The organism is Schauerella aestuarii (assembly GCF_009866805.1).
Classification (GTDB): Bacteria; Pseudomonadota; Gammaproteobacteria; order Burkholderiales; family Burkholderiaceae_B; genus Schauerella; species Schauerella aestuarii.
This window is the reverse complement of record NZ_SIZW01000041.1, coordinates 599,400-617,584: the sequence shown is the minus strand read 5'-3', so window position 1 is coordinate 617,584 and position 18,185 is coordinate 599,400. Positions and strand designations below refer to the sequence as shown.

The window sequence follows — 18,185 nt, the reverse complement described above, 5'->3', positions numbered from 1 at the left end:
TCTGGACATGCGATTCACGCCCTCGCCCACCGCACAACAGGGCCTGGCTGGCCATCTCAAGGTCGCGCAACGCCGGGCGCACACCTACGAAACCGAGATCTTCCTGTCGGCCAGCCATGGTGCGGTCGACGTGCGCGGCCGCGCCGACGGGTACGATCCGGTCCGCAACCAGCTCGAAGAAATCAAAACCCATCGGGGCGACCTCAACCGTCAGCCCGAGAATCATCGCTACCTGCACTGGGCCCAAGCCAAACTGTACGGGTGGATGCTGTGTCGCGACCGCGAACTCACCGAGTTGAACGTCGCCCTGGTGTATTGGGATATCGGCGCAGAGACCGAAACCGTGCTGGCGGAAACCTACAGCGCGGACGCGCTGCAGGCTTTTTTCGAGGCGCAATGTGCGCGGTTCGAAACGTGGGCCGCGCAGGAACTGGCGCATGCCGAGGCGCGCCGCCGCGATCTGAAAACGATGGCGTTTCCGTTTGGCGCGTTTCGTCGCGGGCAACGCGAACTCTCGGTCGCGGTATATCGTGCCGCACGCGATGGCACGGCCCTGCTTGCGCAGGCGCCGACCGGGATCGGCAAAACGCTCGGCACGTTGTTTCCCCTGCTCAAGCGCATGGGTGAAGACGGCCTGGATCGCATTTTCTTTCTGACGGCGAAATCGCCCGGCCGCCAGCTGGCGCTGGATGCGCTCACCCACCTCACGCCACGCCCCAGCCTGCGCATTCTTGAACTCACGGCGCGCGAGAAGGCGTGCGAGCATCCGGATAAGGCCTGCCATGGCGAAGCGTGTCCGCTGGCCCGCGGGTTTTACGATCGCCTGCCCGCAGCGCGCACGGCCGCCGTCGAGGCCGGCACGATGGATCGTCACGCCTTGCGCCGCATCGGCCTGGCGCACGCCGTCTGCCCGTATTACCTGGCGCAGGAGCTGTCGCGCTGGAGCGATGTCGTCGTCGGCGACTACAACTATTACTTCGACTTCAGCGCGGCGTTGTATATGCTCACGCTGCAGAACGAGTGGCGCGTCGGATTGCTCGTGGACGAAGCCCACAACCTGGTCGACCGGGCGCGCGCCATGTACAGCGCGCCGCTCGAGGGTGCGGTGCTGCGCGATGCCCGCGCAGCGGCGCCGAAAGTGGCCCGCCGCGCCATTGGCGATGTGGCGCGTGCATGGACCGCCGCCGCCGCGCCGGCCAACGGCAACTATCTCGCGCGCGACGACTCGCCTGCGCATCTGCACAATGCGATCAAGGGCGCGATCGTCACCTTCAGCGAAGCGCTGGATCAGCAGGCCGACAGCTTCCCGCCCGACACGCTGCGCCTGTACTTCGATCTGCTGCATTTTTTTCGCATGAGCGAGCTGCAGGATCCCAACACCATCTTCGACGTGGCGGCCGACAATGCGCCGGCAGTATCGAAGTCGGGCGATACCGTGCGCCCCACGTTGACGTTGCGCAATCTGATTCCAGCCAGGCAGCTCGCCCCCCGATTTGCGGCAGCCGAAACCGTCACACTGTTCTCGGCCACGCTTGCGCCCAGCCACTACTATCGCGATACGCTCGGTCTGCCGGAGGCCACGCGCACGATCGATGTGGCAGCACCGTTCACCGCCGAGCAGTTGCAAGTCAAGCTCACCCGGCGGGTGTCCACGCGCTATCGTGACCGCGGCGCATCGCTCGCGCCGATCGCGGATCTGATGGCGGCGCAGTTTCAGGCGCGTCCAGGCAACTACCTGAGCTTCACCAGCAGCTATGACTACCTCGACAAGCTGGCCGACACCTTCGCCACGCGTCATCCGCACGTGCCCGTCTGGCTGCAGACGCGGCGTATGGACGATGCAGCGCGCGTGAAATTTCTGGCCCGCTTCGAGGCAGGCCAGCGCGGGATCGGCTTCGCCGTTCTGGGCGGTGCCTTCGGCGAAGGCGTGGATCTACCTGGCGATCGATTGATCGGCGCGTTCATCGCCACGCTGGGCATGCCGCAGGTCAACGACGTCAATGCCCAGATCGAAGCGCGCATGCAAACCGAGTTCGGTGCGGGCTACGACTACACCTATCTGTTTCCGGGTCTGGGCAAGGTCGTGCAGGCAGCAGGCCGCGTCATCCGCGATGAAGCCGACCGCGGCGTCGTGTATCTGCTCGACGACCGGTTCGCGCGGCGCGACGTGCGCGCGCTGTTGCCAAGCTGGTGGGACGTCGAAACCGTGTAGCCGCAAGCGCGATGCAGCGGCTACAGGGCCCGCTACAATGATGCCCTACCTCTTATTTGCTTGTACTGGAGTGCTCATGCCATCGTTCGACGTCGTCTCCGAAGTGGACAAACACGAAATCACGAATGCGGTCGATCAGGCCAACCGCGAGCTTTCCACGCGCTTCGACTTCAAGGGTACGGATGCGAAGTTCGAACTGGAAGAGTACGTGGTGACGCTGATTGCGCCGAGCGCCTTCCAGCTCGGTCAGATGATGGACATCTTGCGTGGCCGCCTGTCGGCTCGCAAAATCGATGTGCGCTGTCTCGACGCCGCCGATCCCATCGTCAACCTGGGTGGTGCGCGTCAGAAAGTGACGATCAAGCAAGGGATCGAACAGGCGCAGTCCAAGAAGCTGATTGCAGCCATCAAGGCAGCTAAGCTCAAGGTCGAAACGCAGATCAACGGCGACAAACTCCGCGTGACCGGCAAGAAGCGCGACGACCTGCAAGACGCGATCGCACTGCTGCGCAAAACCGATGTGGAATTGCCGCTGCAATACGAGAACTTTCGCGACTGAGCATCAGCTTTCGCAATTGAGCCGCCGCCACTGAGCGGATTGAGCCGCGCCTAGGCGGAGGTGGCCGCCGGTCGACGGCCTCCGCTTGGCCCGCTTGGGCGCTACCCCGAGCGCGCTCGCATCGCCGCACAGAGCTCCCGCAGCAACACCGCGAATTTATCTTCAGCCGGCAACGGCGCGTCGCGTACCCGCCTGATCAGGCTGATCGGCGGCAAGGCCCAGTCCATGGTCCAAGGCACGATGCCCACACCGGCCGTGCGCTGCAAGTCGCGCGCGATATCTTCCGGCACGATCGACAACACCGACTCGTCGTTGCGTATCGCCCCGGCGATCACGTCCACCGAATACGTTTCGAACATCGGCAGTGGCGGTCGCGCCGATGCGCGCGTGAAGAGCTCGGTGACCATGATGCCGACCGGCGTGGTGGGCGAGGGCAGGATCCAGTTCATCTGCGCGAGCGCGTGCCAATCCAGCGCGCGTCGTCCAAGACGTGCCGCCAGACGCGGATGAGCAATCATGGCGGCGCGCTGGGTAAACAGTATCTCGTGTTCGACGTCGGCCGCCATAACGACGGCGGACGCGCGGCCGATCACACAGTCGATTTCCCGGCCGGCGAGCATTTTCATCAATACATCGGTCGTGGCGCGATGCAGAGTGATGGTGACGTTGTCGTCCGCGTGCATGCGCACGAGCGCCTGCGTGAGCAGCTCGCCCGACACATACGGCACTGCCCCGATGCGCAGGTGCGCCGAGCGGCCACTGCGCAATGACGCCATATCGCTGGACCAATGATCGAGGTCCTGAAGCATGTGATGCGCGCGTGTGATGGCCAGCTCGCCCAGCGGCGTGGGCAACATGCCGGTGGTACTGCGCAAGAACAGGGGGCCTTCGAAGATATCCTCGACCTCAGCCAGCGCCTTGGTCGCAGCCGGTTGGCTGATGCCCAGCGCACGCGCCACGCGCGTGACAGAGCCCAGATCGGCGAGTTGGGTAATGAGGGTGAGATGCCGCGGCTTGAGCCGCGCAAGCAAACGATTGGGCGATTGGAAAGCAGTTAAAGGCATTCAGGTTGGAGTCAGATGGAAATGAAATGTTCCGCTTCGTGATGCAATCGGCGTACCGGAATGGGCGGGGCTCAGACGCATAACCATATGGTTATCGAACAATCATAAATTAGACCACAGACGTTATCGCACTTGCTTACACTTAGGACGTGTTGCGCAGTTGCGCCACCATCGCGCGTTCCGCCCCTTTGCTGAGTTCTGCCGTGTCCGATTCCTTTACTACCCGTCCTGAACTGCGCGGCACCTTCGGTGTCGTCTCATCGACCCATTGGCTCGCTTCGCAGGTGGCGATGAGCGTGCTGGAGCGCGGGGGCAATGCTTATGACGCCGCCGTGGCGGGTGGATTCACGCTGCAGGTGGTCGAGCCGCACCTGAACGGTCCGGGCGGCGAAGTGCCGATCCTCATCTGGGACGAGCGCGAACAGCGCATGCGCGCCATTTGCGGTCAGGGCGGCGCGCCGGCGCTGGCCACGCCCGCCGCATTTCGCGCCCTCGGCGTCGAACAAATTCCCGGGATCGGTCTTCTGCCGGCCACCGTGCCTGGCGCATTCGGCGCCTGGCTCGCCATGCTGCGCGACTATGGCACATGGGAACTGGCCGACGTGCTCGCCCCGGCGATCGCCTATGCGCGCGACGGCTTTCCCCTGGTCCCGCGCGTGGTGCAAGCCATCACGGCAGTGCAGGATCTGTTTCGCAGCGAGTGGACAACGTCGGCTGACGTGTGGATGCCCGATGGCACCGTGCCCACGCTGGACGGCCTGTTCAGAACCCCGGCGATCGCGGCCACCTACACCCGCATCGCTGAAGAGACCAACAATGCCGGTGGCACGCGCGAAAGTCGTATCGACCATGCGCTGTCGCTTTGGTACAGCGGTTTCGTTTCGCAGGCGATCGATGACTTCTATCGCCATGCGGCCATCCGCGATACGACCGGCGAGCGGCATACCGGGCTTCTGCGCCGCGAAGACATGGCCGATTGGCGCGCCACCTACGACACGCCCGTCACGACCGAATTCGGGCGCTACACCGTAGCCAAATGCGGCGCGTGGTCGCAAGGGCCGGTATTCCTGCAGCAGCTCAATCTGCTCAAGCACGCCGGACTGGATCGCCTGGCGCCCGACTCACCGGCGTTCGTGCACCGCATCGTGGAAGCGACCAAACTGGCGTTCTCAGATCGGCTGGCCTGGTACGGCGATCCCGACTTCGTAGAAGTGCCCCTGACCGACCTGCTCTCGGACGCGTACTCACGCGAACGGGCGGCGCTGATCGGACAGGCGGCGAGCACCGTGATGCGCCCCGGATCGCCGGGCGGGCGCGCGCCGCGCTTGCCCGATCTGGAGGCGGCCGTGCGTACGCTGGCTGCATCGGATACGCGTTTCGGCGTGGGCGAACCGACGTTCGCGCCGCTGCCTCCGGCCGAGTGGGTCAAGCGCGAGGTGTTCGTGGGCGATACGTGCCATATCGATGTGATCGACGCGCACGGCAACATGGTGGCGGCCACGCCATCGGGCGGCTGGCTGTCGTCCAGCCCCGCCGTGCCCGGGCTGGGCTTTTCGATCACCACGCGCTTGCAGATGACGTGGCTGGATGATGGTGTGCCGGGGCAGTTGCAGCCGGGAAAACGACCCAGCACGACCCTGTCGCCGGGCATGGCCCTGCGCGACGGCCTGCCCTACATGGCGTTCGGCACGCCGGGCGGCGACCAGCAGGATCAATGGACGGTGTCGTTCTTCTTGCGGCATGCCCTCGGCGGCATGAATCTGCAGGAAGCGATCGATGCGCCGTCGTGGCACGTGGATCATGCACCGGGATCGTTCTGGCCGCGCACGACCGTGTTGAATCGGCTGTCGGTCGAATCGCGCATGCCGCTGGCGACGCAGGATGCGTTGCGGGCGGCGGGCCATGATGTGAAGGTCGGCGGGCCGTGGTCCGAAGGCCGCATCAGTGTCTGCACGCGCGAGCCGGTAGCGGGCGGCGGTCGCCTGCTCCGGGCAGGCGCCAACCCGCGCGGGATGCAAGGCTATGCCGTAGGCCGTTGACCTATCAGGCGCCGACGCAACGGTCGCTGATGGCGCAGTCGCCTGCCTCCAGCTGCTTGTGTCGCAGTCGTTATGTCGCAGTCGTTATGTCGCAGTCGTTAGGTCGCAGTCGTTAGGTCGCAGTCGTTAGGTCTCAGCCATTATGTCTCGATCGACTGTGCCTCGATCGATTGTGTTTCAGGCGCTGTGGTGTAAGGCGCTGTTGTGTCTGTCGCGAACCTTCTTTCGTTTTACCAATAGCGGCCATCAAGCCGCATCACTCCTCGGGGAATCATCATCATGTTGTCATCCATCAAACGCCTGGCGTATAGCGCGGCGCTCGCCGCTTCACTTGCACTCCCGCACGCGGCGCAGGCCGCTTATCCCGACAAGCCCGTCACGCTGATCGTGCCGTGGGCAGCGGGCGGGTCGACCGACATTCTCGCCCGCACGCTCTCGGAGCATCTCACCCAGGCGATGGGGCAAACCTTCGTGGTCGAAAATCGTTCGGGCGCATCGGGCAACATCGGCTCCGCCTACGTCGCCCGCGCGCAGCCCGATGGCTACACGCTGCTCGTAGGCTCGATGAGCACGCACACCATGAACAAGGCGCTCTATTCGACGATGCCGTTCGACGGCGTGAAAGACTTCACGCCGATCGCCGAACTTGCGCTGGTCACCAACACCATGGTGATCAATCCTTCCGTGCCCGCCAACACGGTGGCCGAGTTCATCGCCTACGCCAAAGCGAATCCGGGCAAAGTCGCCTATGCATCGGCCGGCGCCGGCTCGACCAACCATCTGAGCGCGGTGCTGTTCGAAAAAGCGACGGGCATCGAGATGCTGCACATTCCTTATCGTGGCGGCGCGCCTGCGGTGCTGGATACCGTTGCCGATCGCACGCAACTGCTGTTCAGCGCCGGTACGCAAACGCTGCCGCATGTGAATGCAGGCAAGCTCAAGCTGCTGGGCGTCACGGAAACCAAACGGTCGCCGCTGCTCCCCCAGATCCCGACCGTCGCCGAAACGGTGCCCGACTACGAACTCGCCGTGTGGTACGGCGCCTTCGGCCCCGCAGGCATGGATCCCGCACTGGTCGAACGCCTGAACACCGAGATCAACAAGGTGCTGGCCAAACCTGAGGTGATCAAGAAGATGGGCGACATGGCCGTCGAACTGGTCAAGAGCAGCCCCAAGGAATTTGCGGCCACGCTGGACGCCGACGCGACCAAGTACGACAAGCTGATTCGCGACCTTGGCATCAAAATCGAATAGGCCCGCGATGCTGAACAGTAACGACAGCTTGATCGAACGCGATACGCCCGTGGCGCGTGCAAGCGCCGCGGTGGCGGCGGGCGACGCCCTCGCCCTCTTCGCCGCCGTGGATGATTTTGCAGCCGAAGGATTGGGACATGCCTTGTGCACGGTCAATCGCTTCGACGCCGCACGCATGGGCGTCACGCGGTTGTACAGCTCGAACCCTCAGGCGTACCCCGCCGGGGGCACCAAGGACAAGCTCGGCACCGATTGGGGCCGGCATGTCCTGATCGACAAACGCGTGTATGTGGGTGAAGGCACGACGGCCATTCGCGCGGCATTCGACGATCATGCCGCCATTACGTCGCTGGGCCTGCAATCGGTGATCAACGTGCCCGTGCTCGTGGCGGGCGCCGTAGTGGGCACGTTCAACGTGCTGATGACCCATCCCACGCTCAAGCCGGTCCACATCACGCATGCCCGGCTGGCCGCCTTGATGGCGTTACCGGGGTTCATGTTGCTGAGCGCGCAAGCATAAACGCCGGTGGGCGGACGCGAGCGCGCGCCCACCCGCCGGCTTCTGCTGCCGATATGTCAATCGAACGTGATGCCTTGCGCCAGGGGCAAGGCGCGCGAGTAGTTGATGGTGTTGGTCTGGCGGCGCATGTACGCTTTCCAGGCATCCGAACCCGACTCACGCCCGCCGCCCGTCTCCTTCTCACCACCAAACGCGCCGCCGATTTCCGCGCCGCTGGTGCCGATATTGACGTTGGCGATGCCGCAGTCGCTGCCGACCGCACTTTGGAACAGCTCGGCCTCGCGTACGTCCAGCGTAAATACGCACGACGACAAGCCTTGCGGCACGTCATTGTTCATACGCAGCGCATCGGCGAAATCGTCGTACGTCATCACATACAGAATGGGCGCGAACGTTTCGTGCTCGACCACGGCCGTCTGCGATGGCATCTCGACGATCGCAGGCGCCACATAGTAGGCATTCGGATACTGCTCGGCCAACTGACGTTCGCCGCCGAATACTGTGCCGCCTTCGGCACGTGCGCGCTGCAGCGCGTCCTGCATGGCATCGAAGCTGGCGCGATCGATCAACGGTCCCACCAGATTGTCCTTGAGCGGATCGCCGATGCGCACCCGGCCGTACGCCGCTTTCAACCGCGACACCACGTCATCCTTGATCGACGTGTGGACAATCACGCGGCGCAGCGTGGTGCAACGCTGACCTGCCGTGCCCACCGCCGAAAAGAGAATGCCCCGCACGGCCAGATCGAGATCGGCGCTGGGCGCGAGAATCATGGCGTTGTTGCCGCCGAGTTCGAGAATGCTGCGACCGAAACGCGCCGCCACGCGGGGCCCCACTTCGCGGCCCATGCGCGTGCTGCCGGTGGCGCTGACCAACGCCACGCGTTTGTCGTCGACCAGGGCTTCGCCTGCGGCGCGATCGCCGATCACGACTTGCGACAGATCCGCCGGCGCATCGGCGCCGAATTTGGCGACTGCCTGCTCGAACAAGGCCTGGCAGGCCAACGCCGTCAGCGGCGTTTTCTCGGACGGCTTCCACACGACCGCATTGCCGCACACGAGCGCCAGCGCGGTATTCCAGGACCATACGGCCACGGGGAAGTTGAAGGCGCTGATCACACCGACCACACCCAGCGGGTGCCAGGTTTCGCGCATGTGGTGACCGGGGCGCTCGGAGGCGATCGTCAAGCCGTACAACTGACGCGACAGGCCCACGGCGAAGTCGCAGATGTCGATCATCTCCTGCACTTCGCCCAGGCCTTCCTGACGAATCTTGCCGGCTTCCCACGACACCAGTTCACCCAGTTCGGCCTTGTTGGCGCGCAGGATTTCGCCCAGCAGACGCACCAGTTCGCCGCGGCGCGGCGCGGGCACGCTGCGCCAGGCTTCGAAAGCCGTTTGCGCACGGCCGATGCGCGCGGCAACGGCTTCGGGCTGCTCGAGCGCGACCGTGGCCAGTTGGCTGCCATCGATGGGCGAGTGGACGGCATAGCCGGCCGGGGCCGACACGGCCGCCGCATCCACGCCGAGCGTGCTCAACAACTTCTGAATCATGGTGGGCTTCCTGGATTGGGGAGAGGCGCCCAGTATCCCGCCATCGGTGCCACCCAACAAGCAACGATTATTCTGTTTATCATTCCTTAAATTCATGAACTTTGCACCCCCATGTCAAAACGCCTCGTGCCTTCCATGGCCGCCCTGCAGTGCTTTGAGGCAGTGGCCCGTCATTTGAGCTTCACACGTGCGGCCGACGAGCTGCATCTGACGCAAAGCGCCGTCAGCAAGCAGGTCGCGCATCTCGAAGAACAACTGCAGCACCTGCTGTTTCGGCGCGTGCGCCGCCGTCTGCAGCTCACCCCGGCGGGCGAGCTTTATCAGGCCGAAGTGCGCAAGATCCTCACCCAGATCGATATCTCGTCGCGCTACATCCTGTCGTATGGCGGGCAAACAGAGGTATTGACCATTGCCACGCAGCCGACGTTCGGCTCGCGTTGGCTGATCCCGCATCTGCGCGGGTTCGGCCAGCACCATCCCGAGATTCACCTCGATATCCGCAACGAACTCGAACCGTTCGACTTGCTCAATGGACGCGCCGACATCGCTTTTTTCTATGGACAAGGCACGTGGCCCGGTGCGGAGTGCGTCGAACTCTTCGGCGAGAGCCTGCTGGCCGTCTGTGCGCCCGCGCTGCTGGGACGGCGCAAGCCGCCCGGGCTCGATGCACAGGACGGTCCCACACTGCTGCAGTGTGCCTCGCGCCCCGAAGCCTGGCACGACTGGTTTTCGCAGCAGGACCTGCATACGCATCGCAGTTATCACGGCCCGCGTTTCGATACGTTCTACATGTGCATTCATGCAGCGGTGGCCGGTTGCGGCGTGGCCTTGGTGCCGGACGTGCTGGTGCGCGAAGAAATTGCCGAGAAAAAACTGGTGGCGCCGTGGCCCCGCGTGCCCGCCAGCGAAGGCCGTTATTTCATGGCGTACGCCGAGCGCGCGGCCGAAGTACCGAAGATCCGACGCTTCGTCGATTGGGTGCGGCAGGCGGCGGCAGGCGAGAACACGAAAAAAAGGAATGATTGACGCGAATTTTTTCATTTGCGTGCAAACCCGATCCGCGTTTTGATACCGTGCCCGGCGCCTTTATGTCGATCGCCGGACCGCACGTCATTGCATTCGCTTCATCCGCTTCGCATCACGCCGCTCGACTTATAAGCACGACTTCATTCCCGCCGACTCATTCACTCCAGAACGCCAGTCCGCCCGCGGACCCGTTCCTTACTCGCCATACGCCATGTCCACCTTCGTTTCGCCCGATCTGATCCGCGCTCAATTTTCCCGTGCCATGTCTGACATGTATCGCGCCGAAGTGCCGCTGTACGGCAACTTGATCGACCTGGTCGGTCAGGTCAATGCCGACACGCTGAGCGCCGACGACGCCTTGGCACAACAGCTCACGCGTACGGGCGAGATCGACCGCCTGGATGCCGAGCGCCACGGCGCCATTCGGGTGGGCACGGCCGATGAGCTCGCCACCATCCGCCGCCTCTTCGGTGTGATGGGGATGGTGGCCGTGGGTTATTACGACCTGTCGTCGGCCGGCGTGCCGGTGCATTCCACCGCGTTTCGCGCCACCCACGAAGATAGCCTGCGCGTTAGCCCCTTTCGCGTATTCACGTCGCTGCTGCGACTCGAACTGATCGGCGATGTGAGCTTGCGCGCCGTCGCGGCCGAGACGCTGGCCAAGCGTGACATCTTCACGCCGCGCGTGCGCGAACTGATCGCATTGCACGAAAGCGCCGGCGGTCTCACCCAGGCCGAAGCGGATGAATTCGTGCAGAACGCGCTGGAAACCTTCCGTTGGCACCACACCGCCACGGTGTCGCCCGAGCTGTACAAACAGCTGCACGATGAAAATCGCCTGCTCGCCGATGTGGTGGCGTTCAAGGGTCCGCACATCAATCACCTCACGCCGCGCACGCTCGATATCGACGCCGCCCAGGTCGCCATGCCATTGGCCGGCATCGCCGCCAAGGCCGTGATCGAAGGCCCGCCGCCGCGCAGCTGTCCCATCCTGTTGCGCCAGACGAGCTTCAAGGCGCTGGAAGAAGCCGTGAACTTCACGGCCGCCGACGGCACCGTGTATGCCGGCAGCCACACGGCCCGCTTCGGCGAGATCGAGCAACGTGGTGTGGCGCTCACGCCCAAGGGCCGCGCGCTGTATGACCGTTTGCTCAACGCGGCCCGCGCCACGCAGAAAGGCCCCACTACCGACGCCAATGCACAGGCCTACATGGCCAACCTGAGCGCGCACTTCGCCGCGTTCCCCGACGATCACGCCACGCTGCGCGCGCAGGGCATCGGCTATTACCGTTACTTCACCACCGATGTGGCTGTGCCCACCGCGCTCAAGGGCGACACCGTCACGCTGGACGTCCTGATCGACGCCGGCTGCGTCGCGTTCGAACCCCTCGTGTACGAAGATTTCCTGCCGGTCAGCGCGGCCGGGATCTTTCAATCGAATCTGGGCGAGAACGGTCAGAGCGATTACGCCACCAGCGCCAATCAAGCCGGCTTCCAGGCCGCGTTGGGCCATACCGTGCTGGACGAACTGGCGTTGTATGCCGAAACGCAGCGCCGTTCGGTCGACGCTTGCGCCGCAGCATTGGGCGTGACGATCGCGTCCGAGAACATCGCTGCCGAAGCCGCCGCCTGAGCGGTTCAAGACGGGGTCGTGTGAACGCCTGGACGAGCGATTTGATCAGGGGTGACGGACTTCAGCGTGATCGACGGGTGCGTCGGCACCGGCGCGCCCTCAGCCGCGAAAGCCGCGTCCACGCTTCCACGCGTCTAAACGTCCAGGCGTCCACTCGGCCCTAGCCGAAGCCACCACGAAGCGGCTTCGGCGACCGATTCAACTGCCCAACTTTCTTGCTTTGAATCGTTGCGCGCCTTCTGTGTATGCGCCACTCGCAAAATTCAGTGCGTGACCGTGCCGTGCAGCCTGCGCCGATTTGTCGAATGCCTCGTCCGACATCGTCTTCCACCACGATTTCGTGATGGCCACCGAGATGGGCGACCACTGCGCCAGCTTCTGCGCCACCACCGTCACGCGCGTTTCGAGCTCGGCGTGCGGCACCACTTCATGCAAGAGCCCCATCGATAGCGCTTGATCGGCCGACAGGATTTCGGCCAGCAACACCAGGCGCTTCATCGCCGCCTCACCGATGATGGGCAGCAATAACGCACTGCCGACGATCGCGGCCGAACCCACGTTGAGTTCGGTCATGCCGAGGCGCGCGTGTTCGCAGCCGATACGCAGATCCGACATCAAGGCGATCTGCAGTCCCGCTCCTGCTGCGACGCCGTTCAGCGATGCGATCACCGGCTTGGTCAAACCCCGGAACACGTCATACAGATCCATGTAATCGTCGATCCGCGCCGCCGAGCCGGCCGCATCCATCGCGGCGCTTTCGTTCTGATCCTGGCCGGCGCAGAACGCGCGTCCACGACCTGTCAATACGATCACACGCACCGCCGCATCGCTTTCAAGCGCGAGCAGCGCGGCCTTGAACCGCTGGCGTTGCGCCGCGTCGAACGCGTTCATCACTTCAGGCCGGTCGAACGTTACGCGGGCGATGCCGTCGGCAATCGTCACCGTCAAGGGATCAGGGTGAGACATCATTCCTCCTTCAGGCAAAACAGCGACCGGCGCGGCGGCCGGTCGAATGGGATTAACGTGCGTCGACAAATGCGCTCACCCGGGGTGACGGCATCCCGCACTGGGGCGTGGCGGTGGCCACCGTCATTGCACGGTGATCTTGGTCTGGTCGATCGCCGTGCTCCACTTGGTGACCTCGGCCTCCAGGCGCTGACGCGATTGCTGCGGCGTGGTCTGCACCACTTCCACTCCCAACTGCGACAGTTTTTCTTTCATTGCCGGCGTTTTCAGTACGTCCGAGATCGCCGCATTGAGTTGGACGATCACCTCGTCGGGCGTGCCCTTCGGCGCCAGGATGCTGTAGACCGCAACCGCGTTGAAGGCGGGCAAGCCCTGCTCGGCGAAGGTCGGCACGTCCGGCAACACGGTCAGCCGCTTCTGGCTCGCCACGCCCAAGGCAGTCACACGTCCGCTGGGCAGATTGGCCAAGGCGGTGGGCGAGGTCGTGAACATCAACTGGATCTCGCCCCCCAACAGATCGGACATGGCCGGGCTCGAGCCCCGATAGGGCACATGCAGAAGGTCAACCTTGGCTTGCTGACGAAAGAGTTCGGTCACGATGTGTTCAGTCGAACCGTTACCCGTCGAGCCGTAGGCATATTTTCCGGGGTTGGCCCGCGCCTTGGCGCTCATGTCGGCAAAGTTGTTCATGCCCAGTTGCTTGTTGGCCAACAAGATCAACGGCAGTTCGCCCAACGTCGACACCGGAATGAAATCGGCGAGCAGGTCATACCCCACCGTTTCCTTGCCGAGGATTTTCTCGGTCATGGCGTACGAGGTCGTGGGCGCCATCAGGAGCGTGTAACCATCCAGCGCGGCGCGTTTGACGTACTGGGCGCTGATGTTTCCGGAAAACCCGGGTTTGTTCTCGACCACGACCGAGGTCTTGAGCTTTTCGCCCATCCCCTGCGCAATGATGCGGCCAACCACATCCACACCGCCACCAGGCGTAAAGCCCACGACCAGGCTGATGGGCTTTTCGGGATAGGCCGCACTGGCCGGTGCCGCGACAGACGCCGCGCCGGCGAGCGCGGCCAGGGTCAAGCAGTGCAGGCGATGAAACAGCGGAGACTTCTTCATGACATACTTCCCCTTGCGATGGCTCCGGCGGCCCTGCGTGGATATGCGCATCGGCACCGAAATCCGGTTGCGTTGATTGGACGTTATGACTTGCCGATGCGGTAGCCCGTGGTCTCTACGTCCCACACGCCACGCACCTCGCGCGACAGTTCTTTTTTCTGAATGCGTTGCGTGGGCGTTTTGGGAAACTCGGCGATGAACGATACGTACCGCGGCACCTGAAAATAAGGCAGCCGCTCGGCACTCCACTTGATCAGATCCAAAGGTTCGAGCTGGCGGCCTTCGCGCAAGCGCACGAACAACTTCAATTCATCCTCGCCCAGATCGCTGGGCACGCCGATCAGCGCCGTTTCTTCGACCGCATCGTGCTCGCTCATGATGCGTTCGACTTCCCATGCCGAAATATTGATGCCGCGACGGCGCAGCATGTCTTTCTTGCGTCCGGCATAGAACAGAAAGCCATCGCCATCCTGGGTCGCCAGATCGCCGGTGCAAAACCACTCGCCGCGTCGGGAAGACGCCTCGGCATCTGCCTGCTTGTAGTACCCCAGAAAGCCCAGACCGGGTGCGGTGGCGCGGATCGTGATCTCGCCCGCATCGCCTACCGGAACGGCGTCGCCTGCATCGTTCGTCAAACGAACATCGAAATACGAAATGGGCTTGCCGATCGATCCTGCAGGGCCATCGGGATTGAGCGTGACGAAGGTGATCAACTCGGACAGACCGTAGCCTTCGCGCATCGCGACGCCAAAGCGCTCGGAGAAGGCGTGCCAGATATCGGCGGGGCAACCGCCGCCCCAGGCGATCCGCACGCGGTGCTCGCGATCGGTGTCCTTGGGGGGCTGCTTGAGCAGCATTGGCAATACGCTGCCTAGGTAATGAATATGCGTGACGTCCAGGCGCCGCACATCATCCCAGAACCGCGATGCGCTGAAGCGCTCGACCATGGCCAATCTGAAGCCGCCCACCAGCGCCGCAATCGCCACGGCCACGCCCGCGCCGTGATGCAACGCTTCCCAGAACAGAAAAACATCGCCGGGCCCCGCGCCGGTCAGGCGGAGAATGGCTTGCGGCCCGGCGCGCAGATGCCGGTCCGACTTCAGCACGCCCTTGGGCAGGCCGGTGGTGCCGGAACTTGGGGTGAGGCCGATGATGTCGTCCGGCATCACCACGACGTCGGGCGCCGTGAACGGTTGATCGACGCAGGCGTCCAGGCCCTGGCCTGCCACGCCGCGCCACAACACGGTCTTCAACGCGTCCGCGTGGACCTGCACGACGCCGGCGTACGCCACATCGGCGATCAACGCCTGCGGCTGCAGTTGCTCGAACACATGCGCCAGCGGCGCCCCGATCAGATGCACGTTGACGGGCACGCGTACCAGGCCGAGCTTGGCCAGCGCGAAGATGACGAACAGGTGATCGGGATGACCGGGCAGCATCACCGCCACACGATCGCCTTGACGCAGACCCTTTGCGGTCAGCAGGTTGGCGATTTGGTTGACCCGCGCGTCGAGCGCGGCAAAGGTGGTCGCGTGCTCGCCGAATGTGCAATACACCTGATCGGGTTGCTCACGCGCACGCCGCACCAGCAAGGCCGCAATGGTTTCGTTGGAGAGGGGCGGGAGGTCGACGTGCTGAGAATCGGTCATGAGGGAAGCAAGTAAGCGCATGCCCATCCAACCCGAAGGGCACGACGGCAGTGCGAAAGACAGAAGACTAATTAAATTGCTATTCAATTACTTATATTGACTAGCAATTTTTATGTAGCTTATGCCTCTTCATACGCGCTTAAAAGCTAGGGATAACGCGAATTCAATCTTCTCCTGGCCAAATCGCCAGGAAAATAATTGAATAACAATTAAACTATCAGGCCGAGATGGCGCGGGCCGCTTGCAAAACGCGCGGCAGCAGATCGTGCCGCACGGCATCCACATCGAAACGCTGCGCGAGCGTCGACAGATTGACGGCGCCCACAATATGGCCCGATGCATCGGTGACCGGCGCGGAGATCGACACCCCGTTCTGATCGAGATTCTTTTCGGTCAACGAGTAGCCGTTGCGGCGCGCTTTTTCAAACAGGGCGAGGATTTCCTCGGTATCGCGATCGCCGAACCGGGCACGAATATCGGGAGGCAAATGGGTGAGCCGCTCGAGGATTTGCGACAACGGCGCTTGCGAGAGCAAGACCTGCCCGGATGACGACGTGAGCGCCGGAAACCGGCTCCCCATCGAAAGATTGATGGACGTGATGTGCGTGCTGGGAATGTTGACCACGACGACCACGTCATCGCCATCGAGCTCGACCCACGACACCGTTTCGCGCGTTTCGCGCGCCAGCTCGGCGAGGATGGGATAACTGCGGTCGCGCTGCGAGTCAGGGCTCGTCATACCGCGCACCAGACCGAACAGCTTATTGGCCGGCAGGTACTGACGCGTGGCCGCATCGCGCTTCAGATATCCCAACCAATGCAGGGTATAGACGAAACGCTGGGCGGCGCTGCGCCCCATCCCGGAGCGGGCCGCAATCTCGGCCAACGACAAGGGACCCGTGTGCTGTTCGAACAAGGCCAGAATCCGCATCCCCTTTTCGACCGATGCAACGAAAAGCCGGGCATCCGGCTCGTCCCGAACCACGCTGCCCGCGGCGCAAGCAGCAGGCGACGTTGCCGAAGCAGTAGGCGATGCCGTGGCATCGGAGGAAGATGAAGCGGTCATGCGGGGCTCGAGTCTGCGTTCGTGCGCGACGGATCGCGCTCACAGGCGGCAGTGTACCGCCTCGAATTCGAGCCGCTCGGGCGGCGAATCTCAGGATGCGCCGCGCGGCACCGTGTTGAACGTACGGCCTTCATTCGTGGCCGCGCCGTAGCGCGACAACTCGAGACCCTCGATGCTGATCTCGGGACGATGACCGGTCATCATGTCGGCCACCAGCTTGCTGGAGCCGCACGCCATGGTCCAGCCCAGCGTGCCGTGCCCCGTGTTCAGGAACAGGTTGCGATAACGCGTGCGGCCCACGATCGGCGTGCTGTCGGGCGTCATGGGGCGCAAGCCCGTCCAGAATTCGGCCCGCGCCACATCGCCGCTGCCGGGATACAGGTCGTTGACGACGAGCTCGAGCGTAGCGCGGCGCGCGGCTTTCAGACGCAGGTCGAAGCCGGACAATTCGGCCATGCCGCCCACACGGATGCGATCGTCGAAACGGGTGACCGCGACCTTGTAGGTTTCGTCCAGCACCGTCGACATCGGGGCGGCCGCCGCATTGGTGATCGGGATCGTGAGCGAATAGCCCTTGACCGGATACACCGGAAGATCCAGTCCGAGCGGGGTGAGGAAATTGCGCGAATAGCTGCCGAATGCCGTCACATAACGATCGGCCTTGAGCACGTCATTGCCCACGCGCACACCCATCACGGTGTCGCCCTCGGTGATCAATGCCTCGACGTTCTCGTTGAAGCGAAATTCAACCCCCATGTTCACGGCAAGCGCTGCCAGCTTGGTCGTAAACATATGGCAGTCGCCGGTTTCGTCGTTGGGCAGGCGCAAGCCGCCGGTGAGCGTGCTGCCGGGACGGCCGAGCGCAGGCTCGACGGCACCCAATTGCGCGGCGTCGAGCAACTCGTACGGCACGCCGACCTCTTCGAGCACGGCGATATCGCGGCGTGCCGCTTCCATCTGCGCATCGGTGCGAAAGAGCTGCAGCGTGCCGCGCGTGCGCTCTTCATAGTGAATGCCGGTTTCGCTGCGGACCGCACCCAGGCAGTCGCGGCTGTACTCGGCCAGACGCAGCATGCGTTCCTTGTTGATGGCATAGCGCGCCGGCGAACAGTTCGACAGCATCGCCGCCATCCAGCGTAACTGATACAGCGTGCCATCCGGACGAATGGCCAACGGCGAATGCTTCTTGAACATCCACTTCAATGCCTTGAGCGGAATGCCGGGGGCCGCCCAGGGGGTGGAATATCCCGGGGACACCTGCCCGGCATTGCGATAACTGGTTTCCTTGGCGGGCGCCGCCTGCCGATCCACAACCGTGACTCTCACGCCCTGACGCGCCAAGTAGTAGGCGGTGGTCGTACCGATCACGCCGCTTCCGAGCACAATCACGTGCATGATGAACCCCTCGATTATGGACAGACAATTTCACCAGTCTATCGACATCCGATCAGTTTTTTTGCCTGAAATGTGGCCTAAAATCCGGGCTCTACCCGGAAAATTCGCCTGAAAAGGCATGTTTGCAGAT

14 protein-coding genes are annotated in these 18,185 nt (G+C 63.5%); 7 read left to right on the top strand and 7 right to left on the bottom strand.

Going from position 1 to position 18,185, the window contains the following annotated elements:
• Window positions 1-7 precede the first annotated feature (7 nt).
• Both EYW45_RS13740 and EYW45_RS13735 read left to right on the top strand, forming a co-directional pair.
• Window positions 8-2,212 (top strand): ATP-dependent DNA helicase, encoded by a 2,205-nt coding sequence (locus tag EYW45_RS13740; protein WP_161136257.1) that lies wholly within the window; start codon window positions 8-10, stop codon window positions 2,210-2,212.
• A 76-nt stretch (window positions 2,213-2,288) separates the two neighbouring features.
• The gene (locus tag EYW45_RS13735; RefSeq protein ID WP_161135952.1) at window positions 2,289-2,771 is read left to right on the top strand and encodes a YajQ family cyclic di-GMP-binding protein; all 483 of its coding nucleotides are present in this window, start codon (window positions 2,289-2,291) and stop codon (window positions 2,769-2,771) included.
• A 101-nt stretch (window positions 2,772-2,872) separates the two neighbouring features.
• On the opposite strand, the gene EYW45_RS13730 is transcribed toward EYW45_RS13735, so the two are convergent.
• Window positions 2,873-3,835: a LysR family transcriptional regulator gene (locus EYW45_RS13730; RefSeq protein WP_161135951.1), complete on the bottom strand. Its 963-nt coding sequence runs from the start codon at window positions 3,833-3,835 to the stop codon at window positions 2,873-2,875.
• Window positions 3,836-4,038: 203 nt separating this feature from the next.
• Here EYW45_RS13730 and EYW45_RS13725 point away from each other — a divergent pair, with 203 nt between their 5' ends.
• The 3 genes from EYW45_RS13725 (at window position 4,039) to EYW45_RS13715 (ending at window position 7,648) form a co-directional block, all read left to right on the top strand.
• A complete protein-coding gene (locus EYW45_RS13725) occupies window positions 4,039-5,874 on the top strand; it encodes a gamma-glutamyltransferase family protein (RefSeq protein ID WP_161135950.1) in 1,836 nt (611 codons plus the stop codon).
• A 279-nt stretch (window positions 5,875-6,153) separates the two neighbouring features.
• The gene (locus EYW45_RS13720) at window positions 6,154-7,128 is read left to right on the top strand and encodes a Bug family tripartite tricarboxylate transporter substrate binding protein (RefSeq protein WP_161135949.1); all 975 of its coding nucleotides are present in this window, start codon (window positions 6,154-6,156) and stop codon (window positions 7,126-7,128) included.
• Window positions 7,129-7,135: 7 nt separating this feature from the next.
• Window positions 7,136-7,648 carry a GAF domain-containing protein gene (locus tag EYW45_RS13715; protein WP_235939033.1) on the top strand — a complete coding sequence of 171 codons (513 nt, stop codon included), beginning with the start codon at window positions 7,136-7,138 and terminating at the stop codon, window positions 7,646-7,648.
• Between the two features lie 56 nt (window positions 7,649-7,704).
• On the opposite strand, the gene amaB is transcribed toward EYW45_RS13715, so the two are convergent.
• Window positions 7,705-9,201, bottom strand: a complete 1,497-nt coding sequence (amaB, locus tag EYW45_RS13710; protein WP_161135948.1) for an L-piperidine-6-carboxylate dehydrogenase — start codon at window positions 9,199-9,201, stop codon at window positions 7,705-7,707.
• Between the two features lie 111 nt (window positions 9,202-9,312).
• On the opposite strand from amaB, the gene EYW45_RS13705 reads away from it, so the two are divergent.
• The gene (locus EYW45_RS13705; RefSeq protein WP_161135947.1) at window positions 9,313-10,227 is read left to right on the top strand and encodes a LysR family transcriptional regulator; all 915 of its coding nucleotides are present in this window, start codon (window positions 9,313-9,315) and stop codon (window positions 10,225-10,227) included.
• Between the two features lie 211 nt (window positions 10,228-10,438).
• On the top strand, window positions 10,439-11,860 hold the full coding sequence (gene hglS / locus EYW45_RS13700) for a 2-oxoadipate dioxygenase/decarboxylase HglS (RefSeq protein WP_161135946.1): 1,422 nt from the start codon (window positions 10,439-10,441) through the stop codon (window positions 11,858-11,860).
• 198 nt (window positions 11,861-12,058) lie between these two features.
• Here hglS and EYW45_RS13695 read toward each other — a convergent pair whose 3' ends face one another.
• From EYW45_RS13695 to EYW45_RS13675, 5 genes are all read right to left on the bottom strand, one after another.
• Window positions 12,059-12,826, bottom strand: a complete 768-nt coding sequence (locus EYW45_RS13695) for an enoyl-CoA hydratase/isomerase family protein (protein WP_161135945.1) — start codon at window positions 12,824-12,826, stop codon at window positions 12,059-12,061.
• A gap of 123 nt (window positions 12,827-12,949) precedes the next feature.
• Entirely contained in the window at window positions 12,950-13,945 is a 996-nt protein-coding gene (locus EYW45_RS13690) for a Bug family tripartite tricarboxylate transporter substrate binding protein (protein ID WP_161135944.1), read from the bottom strand.
• 83 nt (window positions 13,946-14,028) lie between these two features.
• Window positions 14,029-15,594, bottom strand: a complete 1,566-nt coding sequence (locus tag EYW45_RS13685) for an AMP-binding protein (RefSeq protein WP_161135943.1) — start codon at window positions 15,592-15,594, stop codon at window positions 14,029-14,031.
• A 217-nt stretch (window positions 15,595-15,811) separates the two neighbouring features.
• Window positions 15,812-16,660 carry an IclR family transcriptional regulator gene (locus EYW45_RS13680; protein WP_161135942.1) on the bottom strand — a complete coding sequence of 283 codons (849 nt, stop codon included), beginning with the start codon at window positions 16,658-16,660 and terminating at the stop codon, window positions 15,812-15,814.
• A 90-nt stretch (window positions 16,661-16,750) separates the two neighbouring features.
• Window positions 16,751-18,055, bottom strand: coding sequence for a D-amino acid dehydrogenase (locus EYW45_RS13675; RefSeq protein WP_161135941.1), 1,305 nt, complete (start codon window positions 18,053-18,055; stop codon window positions 16,751-16,753).
• Window positions 18,056-18,185: the final 130 nt, after the last annotated feature.